This window comes from Dapis brunnea BLCC-M229 (assembly GCF_050015995.1).
Lineage (GTDB): Bacteria > Cyanobacteriota > Cyanobacteriia > Cyanobacteriales > Microcoleaceae > Trichodesmium.
This window is the reverse complement of the sequence record NZ_JBNHEP010000297.1, coordinates 1-18,966: the sequence shown is the minus strand read 5'-3', so window position 1 is coordinate 18,966 and position 18,966 is coordinate 1. Positions and strand designations below refer to the sequence as shown.

16 protein-coding genes and 1 pseudogene are annotated in these 18,966 nt (G+C 38.1%); 6 read left to right on the top strand and 11 right to left on the bottom strand.

The features are described 5' to 3' along the window. Window positions 1-821: 821 nt before the first annotated feature. The 4 genes from ACP6PM_RS34415 to ACP6PM_RS34400 all read right to left on the bottom strand — a co-directional run bounded on the left by ACP6PM_RS34415 (window position 822) and on the right by ACP6PM_RS34400 (window position 6,160). Window positions 822-1,256, bottom strand: a complete 435-nt coding sequence (locus tag ACP6PM_RS34415) for a type 2 periplasmic-binding domain-containing protein (protein WP_426591365.1) — start codon at window positions 1,254-1,256, stop codon at window positions 822-824. 116 nt (window positions 1,257-1,372) lie between these two features. Next, window positions 1,373-3,721, bottom strand: coding sequence for a GAF domain-containing protein (locus tag ACP6PM_RS34410; protein WP_426591363.1), 2,349 nt, complete (start codon window positions 3,719-3,721; stop codon window positions 1,373-1,375). Between the two features lie 997 nt (window positions 3,722-4,718). Beyond that, window positions 4,719-5,294, bottom strand: a complete 576-nt coding sequence (locus ACP6PM_RS34405) for a hypothetical protein (protein ID WP_426591362.1) — start codon at window positions 5,292-5,294, stop codon at window positions 4,719-4,721. 440 nt (window positions 5,295-5,734) lie between these two features. Beyond that, window positions 5,735-6,160: a hypothetical protein gene (locus ACP6PM_RS34400; protein ID WP_426591361.1), complete on the bottom strand. Its 426-nt coding sequence runs from the start codon at window positions 6,158-6,160 to the stop codon at window positions 5,735-5,737. Between the two features lie 223 nt (window positions 6,161-6,383). Between ACP6PM_RS34400 and ACP6PM_RS34395 the strand changes: the two genes are divergently transcribed. Together ACP6PM_RS34395 and ACP6PM_RS34390 are read left to right on the top strand one after the other, a co-directional pair. Next, a complete protein-coding gene (locus tag ACP6PM_RS34395; RefSeq protein ID WP_426591360.1) occupies window positions 6,384-6,578 on the top strand; it encodes a DUF6888 family protein in 195 nt (64 codons plus the stop codon). Beyond that, a complete protein-coding gene (locus ACP6PM_RS34390) occupies window positions 6,565-6,765 on the top strand; it encodes a DUF6887 family protein (protein WP_426591359.1) in 201 nt (66 codons plus the stop codon). The genes ACP6PM_RS34395 and ACP6PM_RS34390 overlap by 14 nt, the downstream gene beginning before the upstream one ends. 263 nt (window positions 6,766-7,028) lie before the next feature. Here ACP6PM_RS34390 and ACP6PM_RS34385 read toward each other — a convergent pair whose 3' ends face one another. Both ACP6PM_RS34385 and ACP6PM_RS34380 read right to left on the bottom strand, forming a co-directional pair. Further along, window positions 7,029-7,637, bottom strand: coding sequence for a transposase (locus ACP6PM_RS34385; protein ID WP_426591358.1), 609 nt, complete (start codon window positions 7,635-7,637; stop codon window positions 7,029-7,031). A gap of 190 nt (window positions 7,638-7,827) precedes the next feature. Next, window positions 7,828-8,106 (bottom strand): hypothetical protein, encoded by a 279-nt coding sequence (locus tag ACP6PM_RS34380; RefSeq protein ID WP_426591357.1) that lies wholly within the window; start codon window positions 8,104-8,106, stop codon window positions 7,828-7,830. An 822-nt stretch (window positions 8,107-8,928) separates the two neighbouring features. Between ACP6PM_RS34380 and ACP6PM_RS34375 the strand changes: the two are divergent. The 3 genes and pseudogenes from ACP6PM_RS34375 to ACP6PM_RS34365 all read left to right on the top strand — a co-directional run. Next, window positions 8,929-9,756 (top strand): annotated as a pseudogene (locus ACP6PM_RS34375) (reverse transcriptase N-terminal domain-containing protein); the annotation flags it as partial. A gap of 89 nt (window positions 9,757-9,845) precedes the next feature. Then, window positions 9,846-10,001, top strand: coding sequence for an RNA-dependent RNA polymerase family protein (locus ACP6PM_RS34370; RefSeq protein WP_426591356.1), 156 nt, complete (start codon window positions 9,846-9,848; stop codon window positions 9,999-10,001). Beyond that, a complete protein-coding gene (locus tag ACP6PM_RS34365) occupies window positions 9,991-10,935 on the top strand; it encodes a group II intron reverse transcriptase (RefSeq protein WP_426591355.1) in 945 nt (314 codons plus the stop codon). Before ACP6PM_RS34370 ends, ACP6PM_RS34365 begins: the two co-directional genes overlap by 11 nt. A 323-nt stretch (window positions 10,936-11,258) precedes the next feature. On the opposite strand, the gene ACP6PM_RS34360 is transcribed toward ACP6PM_RS34365, so the two are convergent. Both ACP6PM_RS34360 and ACP6PM_RS34355 read right to left on the bottom strand, forming a co-directional pair. Further along, complete coding sequence (locus ACP6PM_RS34360) at window positions 11,259-11,876, bottom strand: PEP-CTERM sorting domain-containing protein (protein WP_426591353.1); 618 nt, start codon at window positions 11,874-11,876, stop codon at window positions 11,259-11,261. A gap of 815 nt (window positions 11,877-12,691) precedes the next feature. Continuing rightward, on the bottom strand, window positions 12,692-14,302 hold the full coding sequence (locus ACP6PM_RS34355; protein WP_426591351.1) for a DUF2079 domain-containing protein: 1,611 nt from the start codon (window positions 14,300-14,302) through the stop codon (window positions 12,692-12,694). A 360-nt stretch (window positions 14,303-14,662) separates the two neighbouring features. On the opposite strand from ACP6PM_RS34355, the gene ACP6PM_RS34350 reads away from it, so the two are divergent. Beyond that, entirely contained in the window at window positions 14,663-15,901 is a 1,239-nt protein-coding gene (locus tag ACP6PM_RS34350) for a histidine kinase (protein WP_426591349.1), read from the top strand. Between the two features lie 1,009 nt (window positions 15,902-16,910). On the opposite strand, the gene ACP6PM_RS34345 is transcribed toward ACP6PM_RS34350, so the two are convergent. The 3 genes from ACP6PM_RS34345 to ACP6PM_RS34335 form a co-directional block, all read right to left on the bottom strand. After that, window positions 16,911-17,261 (bottom strand): hypothetical protein, encoded by a 351-nt coding sequence (locus tag ACP6PM_RS34345; protein WP_426591347.1) that lies wholly within the window; start codon window positions 17,259-17,261, stop codon window positions 16,911-16,913. A 203-nt stretch (window positions 17,262-17,464) separates the two neighbouring features. Then, window positions 17,465-17,860, bottom strand: coding sequence for an 8-oxo-dGTP diphosphatase MutT (gene mutT / locus ACP6PM_RS34340; RefSeq protein WP_426591346.1), 396 nt, complete (start codon window positions 17,858-17,860; stop codon window positions 17,465-17,467). A gap of 553 nt (window positions 17,861-18,413) precedes the next feature. Then, window positions 18,414-18,755, bottom strand: coding sequence for a DUF760 domain-containing protein (locus tag ACP6PM_RS34335; RefSeq protein WP_426591344.1), 342 nt, complete (start codon window positions 18,753-18,755; stop codon window positions 18,414-18,416). Window positions 18,756-18,966: the final 211 nt, after the last annotated feature.

The window sequence follows — 18,966 nt, the reverse complement described above, 5'->3', positions numbered from 1 at the left end:
TATCGTCGCAATGACAACTTTTCAGGAGGATTCTATATTACGCACACATATAGCAGTCGAAGCAAAGGTTAGGACATCTCTAAATCCTGAAATCCTTTGACAGTTTACTATTCCCTATTCCCTATTCCCTATTCCCTATTCCCTAGCGCGGAGCGCTATATCAGATTATACACAATATGTAGGGCGTTTCATGTTGCGTAGCATTCCGCAGGAAAACACCCCTACGCTTATATAGTGGTTCTGTTTAAGTCCTGAATGTTTAATTAGGGCTTGCTGATTAAATATCAAAGCACTGACAGATATTGCTTTGAGCCTTTTTTGGTCGAAAAAAGTGCGCCTGTTTCGGTCCAAAAAGCTCATGCATGCTAGTATTTTGGGATGATTATGGCAGAAAAATCAAGGGACAATTTTTACGACTACCTCCTCTATAATCTCCATTTCTCCAGTCTCGTGTCTCCAGTCTCGTGTCTCCTACCCCTACCACTCATACTTTCCATAAGCAAACCCTAATTAGAGCTATCTATTTAATATTATGTTTGGTAAAACACTTATAATTAGACTCGTAGTTGTGCTTTAGCCCCAGTATAAATATTTGGAGGGCTAAAGCCCAACTACAAACAAAGAGTTTATTATCACTAATTAGTAGAGCTTTATTTGATTTTCAAATTATCTTTAAATCTTTCTAAAATGAAAAACTTAAAAGCTTTCCTTAAATGCCAATTAACAAAAATTTCGGCAGAAGTCCCCAGCTAAAAATTACGATCGGGACACCCCAAGTATAAATTTAACTTCTGACTTCTGAGTTCTGACTTCTGACTTCTTCAAGCAGCCACATCATTATTATTAAATAACTCAAAAATCTGCCGACAAAAATGTTTCACTTTAGCAGCAGATTCAGTTGTGGGTTGAGTATTGCCGACAAAACGCCATCCACCCACCGTTGATAACTTCCATTGCTCCCCACGATGGTCATAACCAGCAACTTCAACCCCTATTACACGACGATAAGCCTCAATAGGGTCTTGATAAAAGCGAATTTGCACCAATAAACAACGACTTTCTAGAGACCGACTTCTACCAGGCAAATGAAAACCAATATCTATAGAATCTGGGTCAACCAAATCTAAAGTATCTGGATCATTCATCCAGGGCTTAAGATCCACCCTCACATCTGGAAACTGGGACTTAAACAAATTAACAATCGTAGCAATCTTACTAGCGACTTCAAAGTTTTTGGCCTGTTCTGCAGCATTCACTATAATTTATCCTCCTCAACGAGAAAATTTCAGATTATTAATTAATTAGTTTAACTACAGATAAAAAACTGTGATTGTATTGTTTGGACAATTAGTAATAACTTTAGATTTTTTACCTATTTGTGATTAGATTCAATTTCTTCTGGCAACAGTACCTTCGCCCGAACAAACCGTAAACCACTTACTCCCTGTAAAGGCTCAACCAAACCACTCTCAAATTTATCCTCTACCCAACCTTCACGAACCAAATAACGAAAATACTGTTCATATTCCTCCCACTCTTCATCTGTAGAATAAACAACAGTCAACATTCCAGGTTGAGTAATGCGCTCTTTTGTCTCCTTGTCCACGCCCTTGTCAATACGCTTCTTGACAATTTCATAACGAATATCGTGAGTACCTTTAACATCAAATAATCTTTCCGTACTTTCATTGTGATAAATATCAATCGTATAATTCTGGACTAATATCAGATGCACAACTCCCAATATAAGCTCCTCAGATTCAGCCTTCAAACGCAAAGCAGTTCGCGCACAATCACAAATTGCCCGTAGTTGATCGTAACGTAAACTGCTAAGATGAAATTGATTAAATTTAGAGTTAATAGATTTACCCACATACATCATGTGGTCTATGCCATCAGTAGCCTCAAAATCACAATGGTGAGGGATAATTAGCTGCATCTGCTTTTGCCACTTTTCCCAAGTATTTTGGAGATGGTAGTTAATTTTGTACAACATCTGGTCATAGCGTTCTCGTGCTTGATATACGCCATGATGGATGTTATCACAAGCTGCACGATAAGCTTCAACAGCAGCCTTAATAGTATCTCCACATTCCACAAAATAGTCAAAGTATACCTCTAAACGGCAACGTAGATATTCTAAAGTTGTAATTTCAGTATCCACTGAAACTCTTTCTTCTAGAGACTTAATATATTCCAACATATCTTGTCGTAGTTGCTCGCACAAAGCACTATCTTGCTTTTGGCAAACAGCTTCCACAATGGCTAAACCTAAGCGAAATTGAGCAAGAATATCACTTTGAATTGCACTGTTACGTTCTGTAGAAGAGCCACGAATATCACAGATACCATACAGGGGATAGACATCCTCAAAAACAATTGTTTCTGGAGGTAGTCCCCAACGACGTCGTTCGGCTTCTTGCATAAATCGCCATTCGACTGCAGGATGAATATTACGAATATTGGTAAACCGTTGTTGAATTGTTTGACGAACCGCAGTGGTCAAAGCCGGAATCAAGTCTTGGGCATTTTTGTAATCTGAGAGATTAAAGTTGCTGGGACGATTGCTAATTAATCCTACTATTCCCAAAATTTCTGGCATACCTGATTCCTCTGTTGGAGAAGCAGGTTTAATCACTAGGGGAATTAGCAGTAAGGAGCGGACTCCTTGTTGAAATAAATTTTGCTCGCACTCAGTTGGACAATTTGATTCAAGTTCGGGAATATTCTGAATTTGATTTTCTTGGGCAGTTTTGAGGATCGGAGAATCTTGTAGGCTTTGTGTAGAATATAGCTTGGGATAGTTTGCTCTCGTTAAAAACTCACTGCCAATAAATAACTTGAATTGTTTTTCTCCTTCATTTCGCAGCAACATCATATCATCTGCTCGAAATAGCGATCGCAGTAATTTATCAATTGGCTTAAATTTCTCTTGCTGCATTAATGACTCTGGTTCTACCAAAAGTTGGGTGAGTTTTCGTTTTTGTTCTTTAACAGTAACATCCAACCCTTCGAGTAAAAGCCAGCCTTCTATTTGATAATTTTCCAATTTTAACTTTTGGGCTAACATTTCTACGTTTCCTGGTTGTACCAACCAAGCTGCTTGTTCAGACTTTGACATTGACTGGAGATTGAAATCTATCAACTCGTCTATTGTTTGGTCAACTCTCGTAACTTTTAGCTCTTCAGAACAAAACCAGAATTCTATATGGCAGACTTCTGAGTTTTTTGGGGAATTAACTGTTGATATAACTGAGTAATTTTGAAATTGTAGATGTGTTGTGTCTATTTGATAAAATTGTTTGAGTACCCAGTGCAAAATTTGTAGGCGATAAAGTTTTTCTAGGTTATCCCAATCACTAAATAACTCGTTGAGTTTAATGTTTTGCTGTGGTTCTACTTCATTGATAAAATCTATACCCATTAGTCTGCAAAATAGATGACTAGCATACTTGAACTTCAAGCTACCTGGTTCTATAATTGCTGTTAATATTCTACTGTGCAGTGGGAAATTTTCTAATCTCTCTGTTATTTGTCTCCAAATTTTTAGTTGATCGATATTTTGGTGTTTAGATAGTTGAGATACTAAAGCTTGCCAGAGTTGTTCTATCTTTATCTGCTCGCTGTTTTGATAGTTTTTAGTTACAGTAGTCTCCTCTGGCAAAGCTTTTGTCTCATATTTATGATGTTTATCTGTGCTTTTTTGTTTGGAAATCTGCATACTTTTCGCACCTGATTTTTTATTTGAATATATATTTTTTTATTGTAGTAGACCCACACATCTAAAATATTGCAATAGTAGGGGTAGGTTCTCCTGGAAATTAATAATATCAACATTTAGTAGGGAGGTTCAGCGTTCAATTAATCAGGCTACAACATTTATTTGATGAAATGAACCCCTGTATCGTGCCATTGCCCCATTGTCCCATCATCCCATCACCCTATTGCCCCATTGTCTTGTCACCCTATCACCCTACTGCCCCATCCTATCATCTCCCCCTATCATAACCTAGTGCTTCAATTGAATTAGCTATGTCAGTCCAATAATTGAGCTATACTAGCTTCAGATTAACAAGGTAGAGTTTTTGATTACTGGCCATAAGTTAAGATAAATATTCTTTGGACAAGTAAAATCATGTCCGGTTGAATAGTTATAAATAATGAGTCAGGAGTTTTGACTCCTGACTCAGGAGTCAGGAGTAAATACAGGAAAAAGAAAGAAGGTATAAAGAGGAGAAAGTTTTTTGTTTTGCTTTCGCTGCGCGACATGAAACGCGCGTCTCGGAACTCAGTTCTATCACTAAAATATTAAAATTAGCTCAGGACTTACGGATGAGGTAGGAAACACTAGGATTTTACATTGTTTCCGTGTGGGTCGCAATGACGAAAATACGTTTTACTGCGAAAGTCCTATATAGCAATCCGCGCATAGGTTGCGGGTAATCAAAAAGTAGATAAAAAAACCGAAACTCTCACCTGTTCCCAGTTAAGTGTTCCCTCTCTTGGTGCGCGTTCCCTTGCGTCTGTCGCCGACGCGGGGTCGCACCGCTGTTGCCTAAAAGCGGTAAGATTTTTATACACAAATATACAGGGGATTGCTATAGGTATAAAAAAATTCTCCGATTGATGGATTTAAGTCAAAGAAAATATACAAAAAATAATGCCACTATTTCTAATTAGTGGCATCATACAACTAATTATAGAATTTTTCCTGACAATTACCACAGCCCTCTTACAGGTGGTGGTGCAGGAGGTCGTGTAATAGGAGGTGGTGGTTGAAGCGGTGGGAACTCTAAAGATGGAGGACCCTGGAAGTTATATTGTGGCAATCGAACTTCTACCCGTTCATAATTATAATCTGGGATAACTTTAAAGAAGTCAATACAACCACAAGGCTTTTCGGGCTCGTCGTCCACTTTACCCACAACAGCATAGACCCGCATTCCAGGTACTAAACCTGCTATTTCTATGTTATGCTTGGGGGAAAAATATAGAGTTCGTAGTTGACCACGTTCCTCTTCAGGAATTGTTACATAAGTTGGTTCACCATCATTAGGTGCAATTCCAGGAATGCCTAATTCTTCTTCTTCATCTATGAGAATTGTAACTACATTACCGATAATACCCTTAACATAGCCTACAACCTCGATTTGATTTGCTCCCCCAGCACGAGTTCTTTGCCGTTGGGCAACCTTCTCATTCTCAGGAGCAGCGATCGCGGGATACATTGCTCCGAATGTGATTAACATTGACAAGCAACCACTTGTCAAAATAGTATGTCTTAAAAGACCCATGACTACCTCACAACACCAAATTGTGTCCTGGCCAGAAATCTGTTAAACTATTAAACCTCGTCCTTAAGGGCAGAGTTTAGATTAGATAAGCAGGTTTAGCTGGACATTGCTTAGTTTTTTAGCTCTTTGATCAAACTTCACCCTAAAGGGCAGAATTTTAATTAAAGCCTTAGCTCAAGAATTTACCACCAAGACCTGTTTTTGGCAAGTTAATTTATCTAGAATCAGGAGTCATAAGTCAGGAGTAAGAGGGGAAGTGTGGGGAGTGTGGGGAGTGGGAGAAGTCCAGTAGGGTGCATTAGACGGCTAAAATGTAGACTGTGAAAGGCATAATTCAATCTGTCGTAACGCACCATTTTAGATATGTCAATCAACATAGGAGCGCTTTAGCGCAACTACAAAGAAGGAATTAGATAACTAATTATCCGAATATAATATAATTATTGATTAGTTGTTTCTCCTGCTTTAACTTTTTTTTCTCCCGACATATATTCTTTTTCAATATCAATAGCTTCTATTCCTTCTTCAACCATTAACTTAAACATTGAGCCTAATTGTACCCAAATTAATAAAGCAGTGGGAAATACTACTATTGCACCCATAACAATAGATAACCATTCAACAATATTAAATGTAGAAAGACTAGATGCTACACATAAAAATACAAATAAAGTCGTCCCTAAATAAGCAGTTATTATATTGGGTGTTTGATAATCTATTTTGGTTTGAGAGTTTTTGCTTCTAGACCAGAGAGTTAATTTATACTCCAACATATCTTTAAAAATTACTCCCAAGAGAATAGCAAAAAGTAATGTCAATTCAATTACCGTATTAACAGGAAAATTAAAAAAAGTGTTAGTGTACATTTTTGTTAACCCACAATTGTAAATATTTGTGGATTGTATCATATTTTTTCCAGGAGTCAGTAGTCAGGAGTCAGTAGGAAGGAGAATTTAGAAAGATTTGCGCTCTGGCTGAAGATGAAACATTTTTTTATACCAACAAATGGGTAGGAGCTTATGGCCATTTTTCCCTATCATTAAGACTCTATAATAATAGAAACAAAGCAAAAAAGCGAGGAATGATTTATTGCCGACTGATAAACAAAAAGATACTGTTATCTTTGTCTGTCAACTGCTTTCCAATCTCCTACAGCCAATTTGGATGTTTAGATATGATTCTCTGTATAAATACATATTCATAATAGCTGGTAGAGAAGAAAATTTAGAAATTACTATTCTTGAAAATGGAATCTGGGAGTTTAACGAAAATGACGAAACCTGATTTTACCAAAATGACTCGTAACGAATTAAAAAAATATATCTTGTCTCATCCGACAGATGATGAAGCAATTCGAGAATTATTTATTAATCGCAGAAACCCTAATGTTCAAGTTTTCCCCTATCCTCAGAATATGCCTTATGAAGAAATTGAAGCGATATTGAAATCTAAATTGAATCTAGATTCATAATGGCATGGTTTATGACAAAGACTGCGATCGCTTATCGATTTTCGATATGGACAAATGAGTTAGGAGCGGGTTCCGCGTTAAGTTAATGGGAATTCAACAAAATTAGATGAACCCGCCCCCTGGCGATACCATGCAATACCAGGCGCGGGGCGGGTTTATTTAACTAACGGCAGATATTAATGTTTTTGGCTGAACCCGCCGCTACTAAAGAATAATAGGTCAAACGCAAAACACTAATAACTGATAACTGAAAAAAACCGCCCCTACAAACCTACAGAATAATTGGGAAAACGGTTCGCTTTGATAAAATTTATCGCTGTCTGTGCAATAGCTGGAATTTCTATAAAGACAATTTTTTCTATCAAAAATGGTAACGGAATTTGTCCGGGGGATACTTTTGTTTTGGGAACTTTGCTCAATATTCCTCTCAATATTCTTTTACCCCAGTTGCTTTTCTTGGGTCCTTTTTTCCTGGGTTTGTAACGCCGACAGAAACCTTTGTATTTGTCAGCGCATTCTTCTAATGATGTACCTAATTCAAAGAAAGCTGGATGCCATTGAGTAATACCATCTGTGGTTAGTTGTTCATAAGTGCCATAGTTACTGAAATCATAGAAAAAGCCTTCTCTCATCCCTGCTGCTTTGGGGTTGGCATGGATATAACGGATGGTGTTTAATGCTCTTTCTTTGTCGGAGTTTGGGAACCCGTGGCAGGTATATCGTTGTTCCCAAAAGTGGCCTTTGCGGTTAAGAAGGGCATTGAAAGACATGGCAGAGTACCAATTTATCCAGTGCATGATTTTCGGTATATCATCGGGGTTTTCTGCTTCCATCAGGTAATGGACGTGCCATACGCATGATGCACAAGGCATACAGTTTGAATGGGTATTTTTCTTGTGCTTGTTTGATGATATGCAGCAGTATTTCTCTTGTTTCCCTACGAATAAGGTTGAAATCTCTGTTATTGTGCGACTCGTTGGCTAGTCAAAACGGCTGAAAAGCAAGTATATCTGGCCTTCCAGGTCAATACATGAAGCTAATAACTTCGAGCTGTGAAAACTCTTATATTCTTGGTGGTGAAATTCCATCTGCCCTGTTGTTGGGTTGACAGCATAGGCCACGGGGTAGCGACTGAACATCAATCCCCGAAGCTGGTCTAAACGGGGTCAAAGCTTTAACTATCAAATAAGTGAGACTTCTAGCAAAGGCTGACAAGTGGACGAACAGGAAGGTAATTAAACTCTCGTAAACTCGAGCCATTCCTAAGGTAGCTATGGGATGTAGGACGAAAGTCAGGGGGTCAATGGATAACCTTATTGCTTGGAGATTATCAGCAACCATACCGAACCCTCCGGGAGACTTTACCCCACTAAATCAGCCATAAAAAGGAATAAGGGAACGAGGAAACCTCTCTAAGACACCTAAGAGTATAGGTCGAGAACTTAGGAAGCCATTCAAGGTCAATCTGCACTCATGTTGCAGGTCTTAGGAAGAGTAGGATTGGGTAAGAAGCCATCAGGCAGACGTACCCACTGTTAGACGTAATGTAAGGTAATTATTAGCGATGAATAAAGCTAAAACACTAAAAAGAGTGCGATTCGTTTTACCGAAAATAGGTTGAAAAGCTTATGGGAAGGTAACTACAGCTCATTTGTTGTCAGAACTGATTACATTTAGGGTGCAAGTCCCTCCCTCAGGTGCAGAGGTGAAAGCATATCCCCTACCATTGAAGATTAGCGACTTTTATGGTAAAGCGGGGATAAAAGGCAGACCACTGGTAGTCGAATCTGGTGACTGTTGAGCAGGAATCTATGCGTAGCGAAAGCTAAGGTACATTTGAACCATCGATAAGTGTGATGGCCACAACGACTGTTTAAGGCCAAGCCAAAAGGCAAGGATAGGGCACAAGCGTTTTCTTAAATGACTTGTAAGCACTGCTCAATAAACCCGGTGGATAGTGCCACGTTAAGGATTCAAGACAATGTGTAATCGGAACGAAGTAACCCCCTATATATCCCTGGAACTGGTCGATGTCTAGTAGGAGCTAACCGCATGATATTTAGGGGCAGGATTGAGTAAGAAGCAAACGCTATTTTGTAATGAAATAGATAAGCTGACGTACTCACGGGAACTCCAAAGAAATAGTCAGAAAAAACAACGAATATGTCTAATACACAGAATAATCTGATCAAGGAATGGAAGGACATCAATTGGCGCCAAGCCGAAAGATTGACCTTTAAGTTGCAAAAAAGAATATTTCAAGCGAGTGAACGTGGCGATGTCAAAGCAGTACGCAAGCTTCAGAAAACCTTGATTAGGTCTTGGTCTGCAAAAGTTCTAGCGGTAAGAATTGTTACCCAAGATAACCAGGGTAAGAAGACGGCAGGTGTGGACGGCGTGAAATCGCTGAGCCCAAAGCAACGTCTCATCTTGGCTAAAGGGTTGAAAATAACTGGGAAGTCTAAACCTACACGGCGGGTTATGATTCCAAAGGCCAACAGTGAAGAAAAGAGACCGCTAGGAATTCCAACAATGAGAGACCGTGCTTTGCAAACGCTAGTTAAACAAGCGTTAGAACCAGAATGGGAGGCACTCTTTGAGCCAAACAGTTACGGTTTTAGACCAGGACGCTCATGTCACGATGCCATCGGAGCAATCTTCCTTAGCATCAGACAAAAAGCCAAATATGTGCTTGATGCGGACATATCAAAATGTTTCGACTGTATCAACCACAAAGCCCTGCTCAAAAAAGTCAACACATACCCTACCCTGAGCCGACAACTAAAATCATGGCTCAAAGCAGGAGTAATTGACCAGGAAGCCTTTCTTCCTACCAATGAGGGTACACCACAAGGAGGAACAATATCACCCCTACTGGCAAATATAGCCCTGCATGGGATGGAAGAACGGATTAAGCAATATGCGGAAACGCTAAGAATAAAAGGCAGGTCAAAAAGCCAAAAAAGAGAAACAATAAGCTTAATCCGCTATTAGGAAAGATCGGTCAAACACCATACAGACGGTTAATCAAACAATGGTTAAAGTCGGGAGTATTTGACAATAGACAATTCCTAGACACTGTGGAAGGTACACCACAGGGAGGGGTAATTAGTCCCCTACTAGCTAACATCGCCCTGCACGGTATGGAAGAATGTCTAAATAGTTTCGCCGAAACCCTACCGGGACGTAAACGCAATAACAAACAGGCATTAACCCTAATACGCTATGAGTCATGACTTTGTTATCCTACACAAAGACATCAAAGTAGTGCTACAAGCAAAATTCGTGATTCAGGAATGGCTAAACCAAGTAGGATTAGAACTAAAACCAGAAAAAACCAAAGTTGCTCATACCTTAGAAGAATATGAAGGAAACAAACCCGGATTTGACTTCTTAGGATTCACAATCAGGCAATGGAAGGTAAAGTCAGCCAAACAAGGATTTAAAACGCTGATTAAACCATCCTCCAAGAGTATCAGAACTCATTATCGGAAACTGGCGGATATATGTGATTCCAACAAATCCGCACCAGTCAAAGCTTTAATAGCCAAACTAAACCCAATAATAAGAGGATGGGCTAACTACTTTTCATCCGTAGTCAGCAAAGAGACATTCAGCAAATTGGACAATCTCCTATGGAAAAGACTACTACGGTGGACAAGTAGAAGGCATTCAAACAAGTCTAACACCTGGGTAAAAGAAAAGTATTTCCCCAAAATTGGAACCAGGAACTGGATTCTAAACGATGGCGAATATATACTAAACCAACACTCAGATGTTCCTATAAAACGGTATATCAAAGTTAAAGGTAATAAAACACCCTATGACGGTGAATGGACTTATTGGAGTAGCAGAATCGGCAAACATCCAGGCGTAAGGAAAGAAGTCACAACGCTGTTAAAACGGCAAAAGAATAAATGCGCATCTTGTGGACTAACCTTTAGACCAACTGACCTCATAGAAGTTGACCATATAAAACCAAGGTCTAAGGGTGGTGACAACTTATACAAAAATAAACAATTGTTGCACCGACATTGCCACGACAGTAAAACTGCATCGGACAAAAAGGCATATCCAAAATTTAAGCCACGGGACTTACCCGAAAATTATATATGGATTGACGATATGTTAACCCTGATGCAGGATGTACCCATGACAAGGGACGTTTAGGAGAGGAGCCGTGTGAGGTAAAAGTCTCACGCACGGTTCTGAAGACGAGTCGGGTGGGGTAACTTACCTGGCTTAGTTTAACGCACCGAGTTGTAATGTGATACAAATATCCTGCTTTGAATTCTCTTTTTGGTCTGCCCATGTCTTTTCAGTTGACAGTTAACAGTTATCAGTTATCAGTTGCCACCTGCCAAGTAAAGGAATACTTCTGACTTCTGAATTCAAACTTCTGACTTCTCCCCGCAGGAACACTTCTGACTTCTCCCCGTGCCAGGTATCGTTGAGAAAAAAAGAGAAGCCTAAACTTCCCTCTCTTCTTGTTTTTAACCTTTGCCCTTTCTTTTGCTGCCTAGCATTAAACCGCTAAGTGTGATAAAACCAAAAATTAGGGAAGGTTCGGGTACCTCTGTCAAAGGAGCTTCCTCGAGGCGCTCGAACTTGGCATAAGGATTGAGTTGGTATCGAACGAAGCTGACGACTCCCAATTGGCTGACCACGTCCGTAGCGCGGGTCGCATACGAGTCCGAGACAGACTCCACAATGGTAAAGGTAGGTGTTATTTTTTGTAGATTAAAGGGTATCAAGAATGAGTCACTTCTTTCTCTAAAAAATTCCGTGTCGCCCACTCTAGAATTCAGCATGGTAAATTCCGTGTCGCCCAGGGCCTCTGCTATGGCCTCGGCTGCCTCAGTAGCTGATTCTATTGTCTCGAAGTCAAATGTCCCATTGTATATATTATCGTATGAATCGTGTCGGAATTCCACATCAAATAACTCTCCACTAACCTCTAAATCCAATATTTCAACGACTGCTCCGTCGTCATTTTTAATTAATGTAAAAGCTTCGGCAGCAGGCGGTGCGAAAACGATGGAGGCTGAAGCCAGTAGGGCTGCGCTAGTGCTAGCCCAATTTCTTAGTCTTGAGATGATGTTTTTATTCATGTATCTTATTTTCGTTTGTGTGTTTCTCGTCATGAATATATCCTATTCTTCTCCCCCCCCCCTAGTGTCAAGAGCATTTCGCCAACTTTACCAAATCTTCATTAATTAAGTGAAATTACGCAATCGCATTTCTTCCAAAACTAAAGTATAACATCTATACATCTATTACCAATCAAAAAATCAAGGGGGCGAATATTGCGATCGCTGATTATAACGCACCGTTCAGTAGTTTATAGCTCTCTCAAATATCTCGGTGCGTTACGCTCCGCTAACACACCCTACTGGAGAGACTTTCATTCTGACTCCTGTCTCCTGACTCCTGACTCCTTATTCATGGGAAAATTCGTACCGTTTTTTTTCCAGTCGTTCGCGAACGCTCCATCCCGCAAATTTAAAATTTAATTTTCCTTGCTCCTCTATCCTGAAGCTTGAATAAGCGATCGCTATATGACGTAGGGGCTGGTTTCACAAGAAATTTATCGGGAGTAACACTAATTTAGATAAACCCGCCCCCTGGCAATATTATGCACCACCCGGCGCGGGGTAAGTTTTGATAAATAATTGCTCATGTACCAAAGTTTCTGGTGAAACCAGACCATACAATTTTTTTACTGCTTTACTCTATGAGGGGAAATCAATATGATTAATTTTGATGATGTAGGGGCGGGTTTCACAAGAAATTTATCGGGAGTAATATTAAATTAGGTAAACCCGCCCCCACGCCACCACCTCCAAAGATAAAAGATATACGATAAAAGCGGGGCGGGTTTAGAGAAATCAATCAGTTATAACAAGATTTTTGGTTAAACCCGCCCCTACAGACGAAAATTTTTCCATCCATCAACACTATCTAAATCAGAAACTACTCCTTTTTCCATCAAAACCACACCATCTGCAAAATCAGTAATTCCATATTCACCAGAATTATAAAGCTCCTCAATTCGAGGCATTATTTTTTCCAGTCGTTGCCGATCGCTCTTAAATGCTATCCGATACCTATTCAACCGCCACAAGTCAACAATAATATATTCTACTTTTTCCACCTCTCTAGCATCATTTCTAAATTGCATTCTGGGAAACCGCAAAATTGCTCGACGACTTGATAAATGTGGAATGATATAAGTTGTTGCTGCCACGCTAGCATCATTAGGAATTTTCTCTAACAATGGTCGCATTTTACTAACGTGCTGCCATTGTTGGTGTGCGGGAACATAAACCCAAGGTTGTACTGAGTCTGGTACTAAAAAATAGAAGGTGCGATTAGGATTAGATGTAAATGTAAAAAATAGTGACAAGCAAATACAAACTACCCAGAAACGGCGAAAATTTCGTGATGGCAGTGGTGAGTCTTCAACTTCTGATTCTCTCTTTCCCCACCATAAAATTGCACCATAAAATAATCCAGGCACTACTGTCATCGCGTAGCGAATTGTAATTGATAGTACAGACAAACCCTGAGCAGAAAATAATTTCAGCAAAGGAAATCCTGCTATCATCCAAGAAGCAGGAGCAACAGCAGGCACAAATGCTAAAGGCAACCATTGACCTAATAAATATTTGATAGTGCCAAAAAATGGAGTAAAAATTTCCCCTATTAACCGCCAAGGGTTACTAACCATACCCCAAATAATTTCCAGAGTTGAAGCTTCCTCTCCTTCTGCATATTGACCGAATCTTTCCATCATAAATCTCTGGGAAATGTCTTCGGAAAATATAGGCATAATTAGATTTGTCAGAGCTACCATGTAGGCAAAACTGAGAGTACAGACAGCTAAACCTATTTTGGGATAGCGTTTACTCAAGATTAGGTAGAACCCAACTCCAAATAATACTACTCCTGCATCTTCTCTAACAGCTAAAATTAATACTGCTAAAATCCAAAATAGAGGCCACCAGCGTTTTTCCATTGCCAGTAGTAAACTAAATACAAACAGAGGTATTTGACAAATATCATGGAAATTTGCTAGAGTGGGGCCGATTACTGCGTTAGCTCCATAAAAACTAACGCTAATCATGGCTGATAACTGTGGTTGGAGATGCTGTCTAGCTAGAATGTATAAAACTAAACCCGCAGCAGTTACTAATGTGACTTGTAAGACTGTTAGAGTAATAGGAGATGGAAATAGGGCATATATTGGCAACCACAACAAAAGTGCAGGAGTAAAATGTTGGCCTAAGCGGTGATAGTATACTTCTGAGACTTGGCCTTGGTGAACAACATTTGTGGAGAGAGCAGAAGAGAGAGAACTTTGAAAAAAACGACCATGCATACTATTCCAAAAGACTTGGTTAAATATACCTTGGTCGTAAGAGGCGTAAAAACTATAATAACGATGCAGGTTAAATAATAGACAAACTACAAAAAAGGCGATCGCTACCACGAACAGCATCTTGAGGAACTGATTTTTTTGCCTGCTAACCAACATCACTTACCTAAATTTAAAGCTTGCAGTATACAACTTACCAGAAATTTATCTCTTACTTGAGTCATCATAACTACTTGCAAGGGTTATTTTTTTCATTACTATAAAATATAAATTATGTCAAGTGACTATTGGATAATCTTAATACAGTTAAGAAAGTGAATTTACAGTATTAGTGTCAGAATATAAAATATAAAATAGATATTAAATTATCATAGAGATTAAATTATCTCAGAAACAAACTTTCTGTTGATGGCCGATAATTCTAAAACTAATTTGTGAATGGTAAGTGGTAAACCCCGCCCTGCTTGTCCAGTCAGGCCAAATATCTAGGTAGGCGGGAATATATATGGAAAGTTCTAGATGGTTAATTATTCTCTTCCTCTGCGACAACAAGATACTAATAGTCCATCTCACTTACCTAGAGATTTCGTAAAGGTGTCTTCAGAAAAATCTAATAACGACGGATTCTTACAACTTTTATTGTTTATTAATAAACGTCCTGGTTCTCAAGAACAAATCCAAGCTATTCGTAAGTCCCTCAGTAATTTAAAAACAGATTACCCATTTGAATTTAATGTCATTGATGTAGGAGAACAACCCTACATGGCAGAACATTTCAAGTTGATTGCTACTCCTGCTCTACTAAAAATTCATCCTGAACCAAGACAAACTCTCACGGGCACAAATTTAGTGGCGAAGTTGGAATATTGGTGGCCTCGTTGGCAACGTTCTTTAGCAGAATCTAGGTGTGATGATAATTCCCAATGTGAATCACAACAAGCTGTTAGTGAAAAATTATCTGCTAGTTCAATTAATTGTGCTGCTGAGTTAATGCAAATGTCAGACGAAATTTTTCGCCTCAAGCGGGAAAAAGAACAATTGCAAGCTCAACTAAAGTTTAAAGACCGCATCATTGCTATGTTAGCTCATGACTTACGGAACCCACTGACAGCAGTTTCATTAGCTTTAGAAACTTTAGAGTCTACTCAAAAAATGGCGAAGAGTGAGTCTGGTAAAAGTTCTCCAACTCTTGTAGAACGGTTGATCAAGCAAGCGCGTTACCAAGTGCGCGCGATCGACAGAATGATTACGGATATTCTAGAGAGACCCAGAGGGAAAAGTACCAAGTTGCAAATTCAACCTGAAAAATTAGATGTAGGAGCATTATGTTCTGAGGTGAAAATGCAGTTTAGAGACCGACTGAAGTTCAAAAAATTGCAGTTAAAAACAGATATTCCTAATGATTTACCGTTGGTTTATGCTGACAGAGAAAGGATACGTCAGGTAGTGGTTAATTTGCTTGATAATGCGATTAAGTATACTCCCAAAGAGGGTGAGATTCAGATTATCATCCTTGATCGCACAACTCAAAAGGTGCAAGTGACGGTTTGTGATAGTGGACCTGGTATACCGAAGGAAAATCGTAATCGGATTTTTGAAGATTCTTTCCGACTAAAACGTGATGAGTCAAAGGAGGGTTATGGTATTGGTTTGGCTTTGTGTCGCCGAATTATTTTATCTCACTATGGTAAAATATGGGTAGATTCTAGTCCTAATAATGGTAGTTGTTTTCATTTTACTCTGCCTGTTTATAGGTAAAAGAGGGAGTAGGGAGTAGGGAGTAGTTGGAAAAACATTTCCTAGTCTAAGATTCATCATAAGTCTATGTCCTAACCAATTCTTTCTTTGCTATATAAACCACTTGGTATCTTTGACCTTGATTTTCCTTTCTAAAACATTCGCTATCTAAACTACACTATTTTTGGTTGAATAAAAAATCATGCACATAGACAAACTAACCCACTTAATCTTTATTAGATCACAAAAATTGTGAGGATGGAGGGGAAAATCATTTGAGGCGCCGATTTTTTTTCAGGAGCTTCATAAAATGAAAATGTTTGTGGTTTTCTCTTGAGGATAGATGGAAAGGTTTGGTAGGGAAAACTAACATTTAATAGAGATTCATAAAATGAAAATGTTTGTGGTATTAGTATTGCTTGTAAGCAAAATTCTTGAATACTTAATTGTCTTTGAGCAAGGAAATTAAGTTGAATAAAAAGTCATATTTATAGACAAATTAGCCAATTTAATATTTATGATATCATAAAAATTGTGAGGATGGAGGGGAAAATCATTTGAGACGCTGATTTTTTTTCAGGAGCTTCATAAAATGAAAATGTTTGTGATTTTCTCTTGAGGATAGATGGAAAGATTTGATGATGGGAAAAATCCGATTCTAATCTTAAAAGTAAGGGAGCATGGGAGTAAAGGAGCATTTTTCAATCTTTTCCCTGTATTACCTCTATTGCACTTCGGACTCGTAACTCAAAAATTTTTACGTGGGCAAAGATACCAAATGGCTTTTATATCATATCCGGGTAGTTATTCACTAAATTTGTCATTGCGACTGGAACGGAGTGGAAGGAAGCAATCTCTATGAATCAGGACTTACGCAAAGGTACTATCTATAGAGTTCAAAAACTATAACGTTATAGTTTTGAACGCTATATATATGGTATCTGCGTAAGTCCTATGAATTTGAAATTGCTTTCCCACCTGGGTAATGACAATTGTTTAACCAGATTTGATTAATTAAATAAAAGTCGAATCAATCATCAAATTCCACACTTATTTCAGCGCGACCTTTAGTCTTCATTTCATTGAGAATTTCAGGAGGAATATTGCTCACTTGCTTAACTTTAGCACTTACAGTATTTACAAAACTGTTTTCTCCTTTTTGGCTATAAGTTTTAATTTCGATTAAGTCTTTTTTGTCATCAAGAATAAGACGACTTCCTAAAACAGAATATCCATCTCGTTCAATTTTTGTGTGGATTTTTTCAATATCCTTCTCCAGCAAATCAAAGTTTAAAATTTCCTTCTCGATACTGTTAAAGGTGTCAAGATCCACATCATTTTCTTGTAATGCTTGTGATATTTTTTCACCCGCATTTTTCATAGACAGCGGAGCATTCCCCAGGAAAGGAAAAGGCGGAACCTAGTGGTATCTATGTCGCTCAAGTTGTAGAAAAGAAAATAAATGTAAAACATACGCTTAGGGGTTCTATAGGTGCTTAAGTGGTTGTTTTTTGCATAAAGTGCTTGATTTAATTGAGCAATAAAATTTACTATTTCTCTTCCTTCTTTCTTCTTTCTTCTCCCTTAAGTTTTCTTCAAAGCAGTAATAATTTGTTCGTTTGCTTCCGGAAAAGTAAATCTATCTATCTCATCTAATGTAACCCACCTAAATTCATCACATTCTATAGTTTTTGGTATTCCCCGCAAGTAACGACAATGATATACATGAAGCGTGACTCTAATTTCAGAATAATTATGCTCTATTCTAATTAAATGCTCTTCTACTGCAACCTCAATTCCTAACTCCTCTAAAACTTCCCTTTTAATACAATCTTCTATTGTTTCACCAGCTTCTTTTTTACCACCAGGAAATTCCCATAAACCACCAAAAGCACCTCCAGTTTTTCGCTTATCAATTAAAATTTTTCCTGCTTCATTCCAGATGACAGCAACACCAATTAACTTCTGAGGTAATATCATATCCGTTTGAATACTTTCAATAATTATATAGATTGAATAATATAGTAATCCTATTTAAGTTGTAATATTTTGGTGGCAGTTAGGAATCAGAACTCAGGAGTCAGGAGTCAGAATTTCAAAGTTTTCATTTTAAATTAACTATTATAAAAATTGTCACAACTAATTTAGGATTGCTATACCACTTTGATAAATGTTTACTACAAATAGGGAATATTGATTATAAGTGCTTGTAGTTTTGTATGGCAATCAGGAATCAGATGTGAGAATTGAGGTGTTCCTTAAAATTATAGAAGATAGCAGTTATCTTAATGAATAAGATAACTGCTATCTTCTTCTCTTTTCCTTGTTCCCAGCTAAGTGTTCCCTGTTCCCTAAAAGTCTCCAATATCTCACAACTCAAATCATATTGCTATATAAAGTTCTTGATTTGATTGAGCAATAAAATTTACTATTTTCCTTCCTTCTCTCCTAGATAACTAAAGCCTTTTTTCTTCTTTTTGAAATAAAAATTCCCCAGTTTATTAACCAAGGGAATAATCACAGTTTGACTAAATTAACCCTCGTTACTAAATGTTTTATCCATTTTCAAAGAATTTTCAAATGTCATTCTCTGTTCAGCATTTCTAATAAAATAGCCACTGAGCATTGCTGAAGCTAATAATTTACCTAAATTTTCTCTGCTAGTTGTTACATTTACATTAAATTGTTCTGAGGGTAGATTGCCTAAAAGTCCAACAATATTTCGCTCCATCACCTGAAAAACTTCTTGGGAATTTGGTTTTGATAAGTGGGAAACCGTATCTGGACTCATAGATTGGACATATTGCCAAAGTAAATTGGCTCCTTCTGAACTTTCTTCAAACAACTCTGACCTGTGATTGTTTCTATTGGTCACTTTCTACCTCCATTTCAGAAACTTTTTTTGACAAGCATGGTTTATGGACTTAACCAACCATATCTATTGCAATTGTTAATATTTGTTTTACTTCCTCAATACTAATTTAACAGAATGTTGCCAGAAGTCCACACTATATCGTCTTTGCTTTACCGGTCGTATAAATCTGTACATATACCAATAAATAGACACAACTAGACATATACGTTAG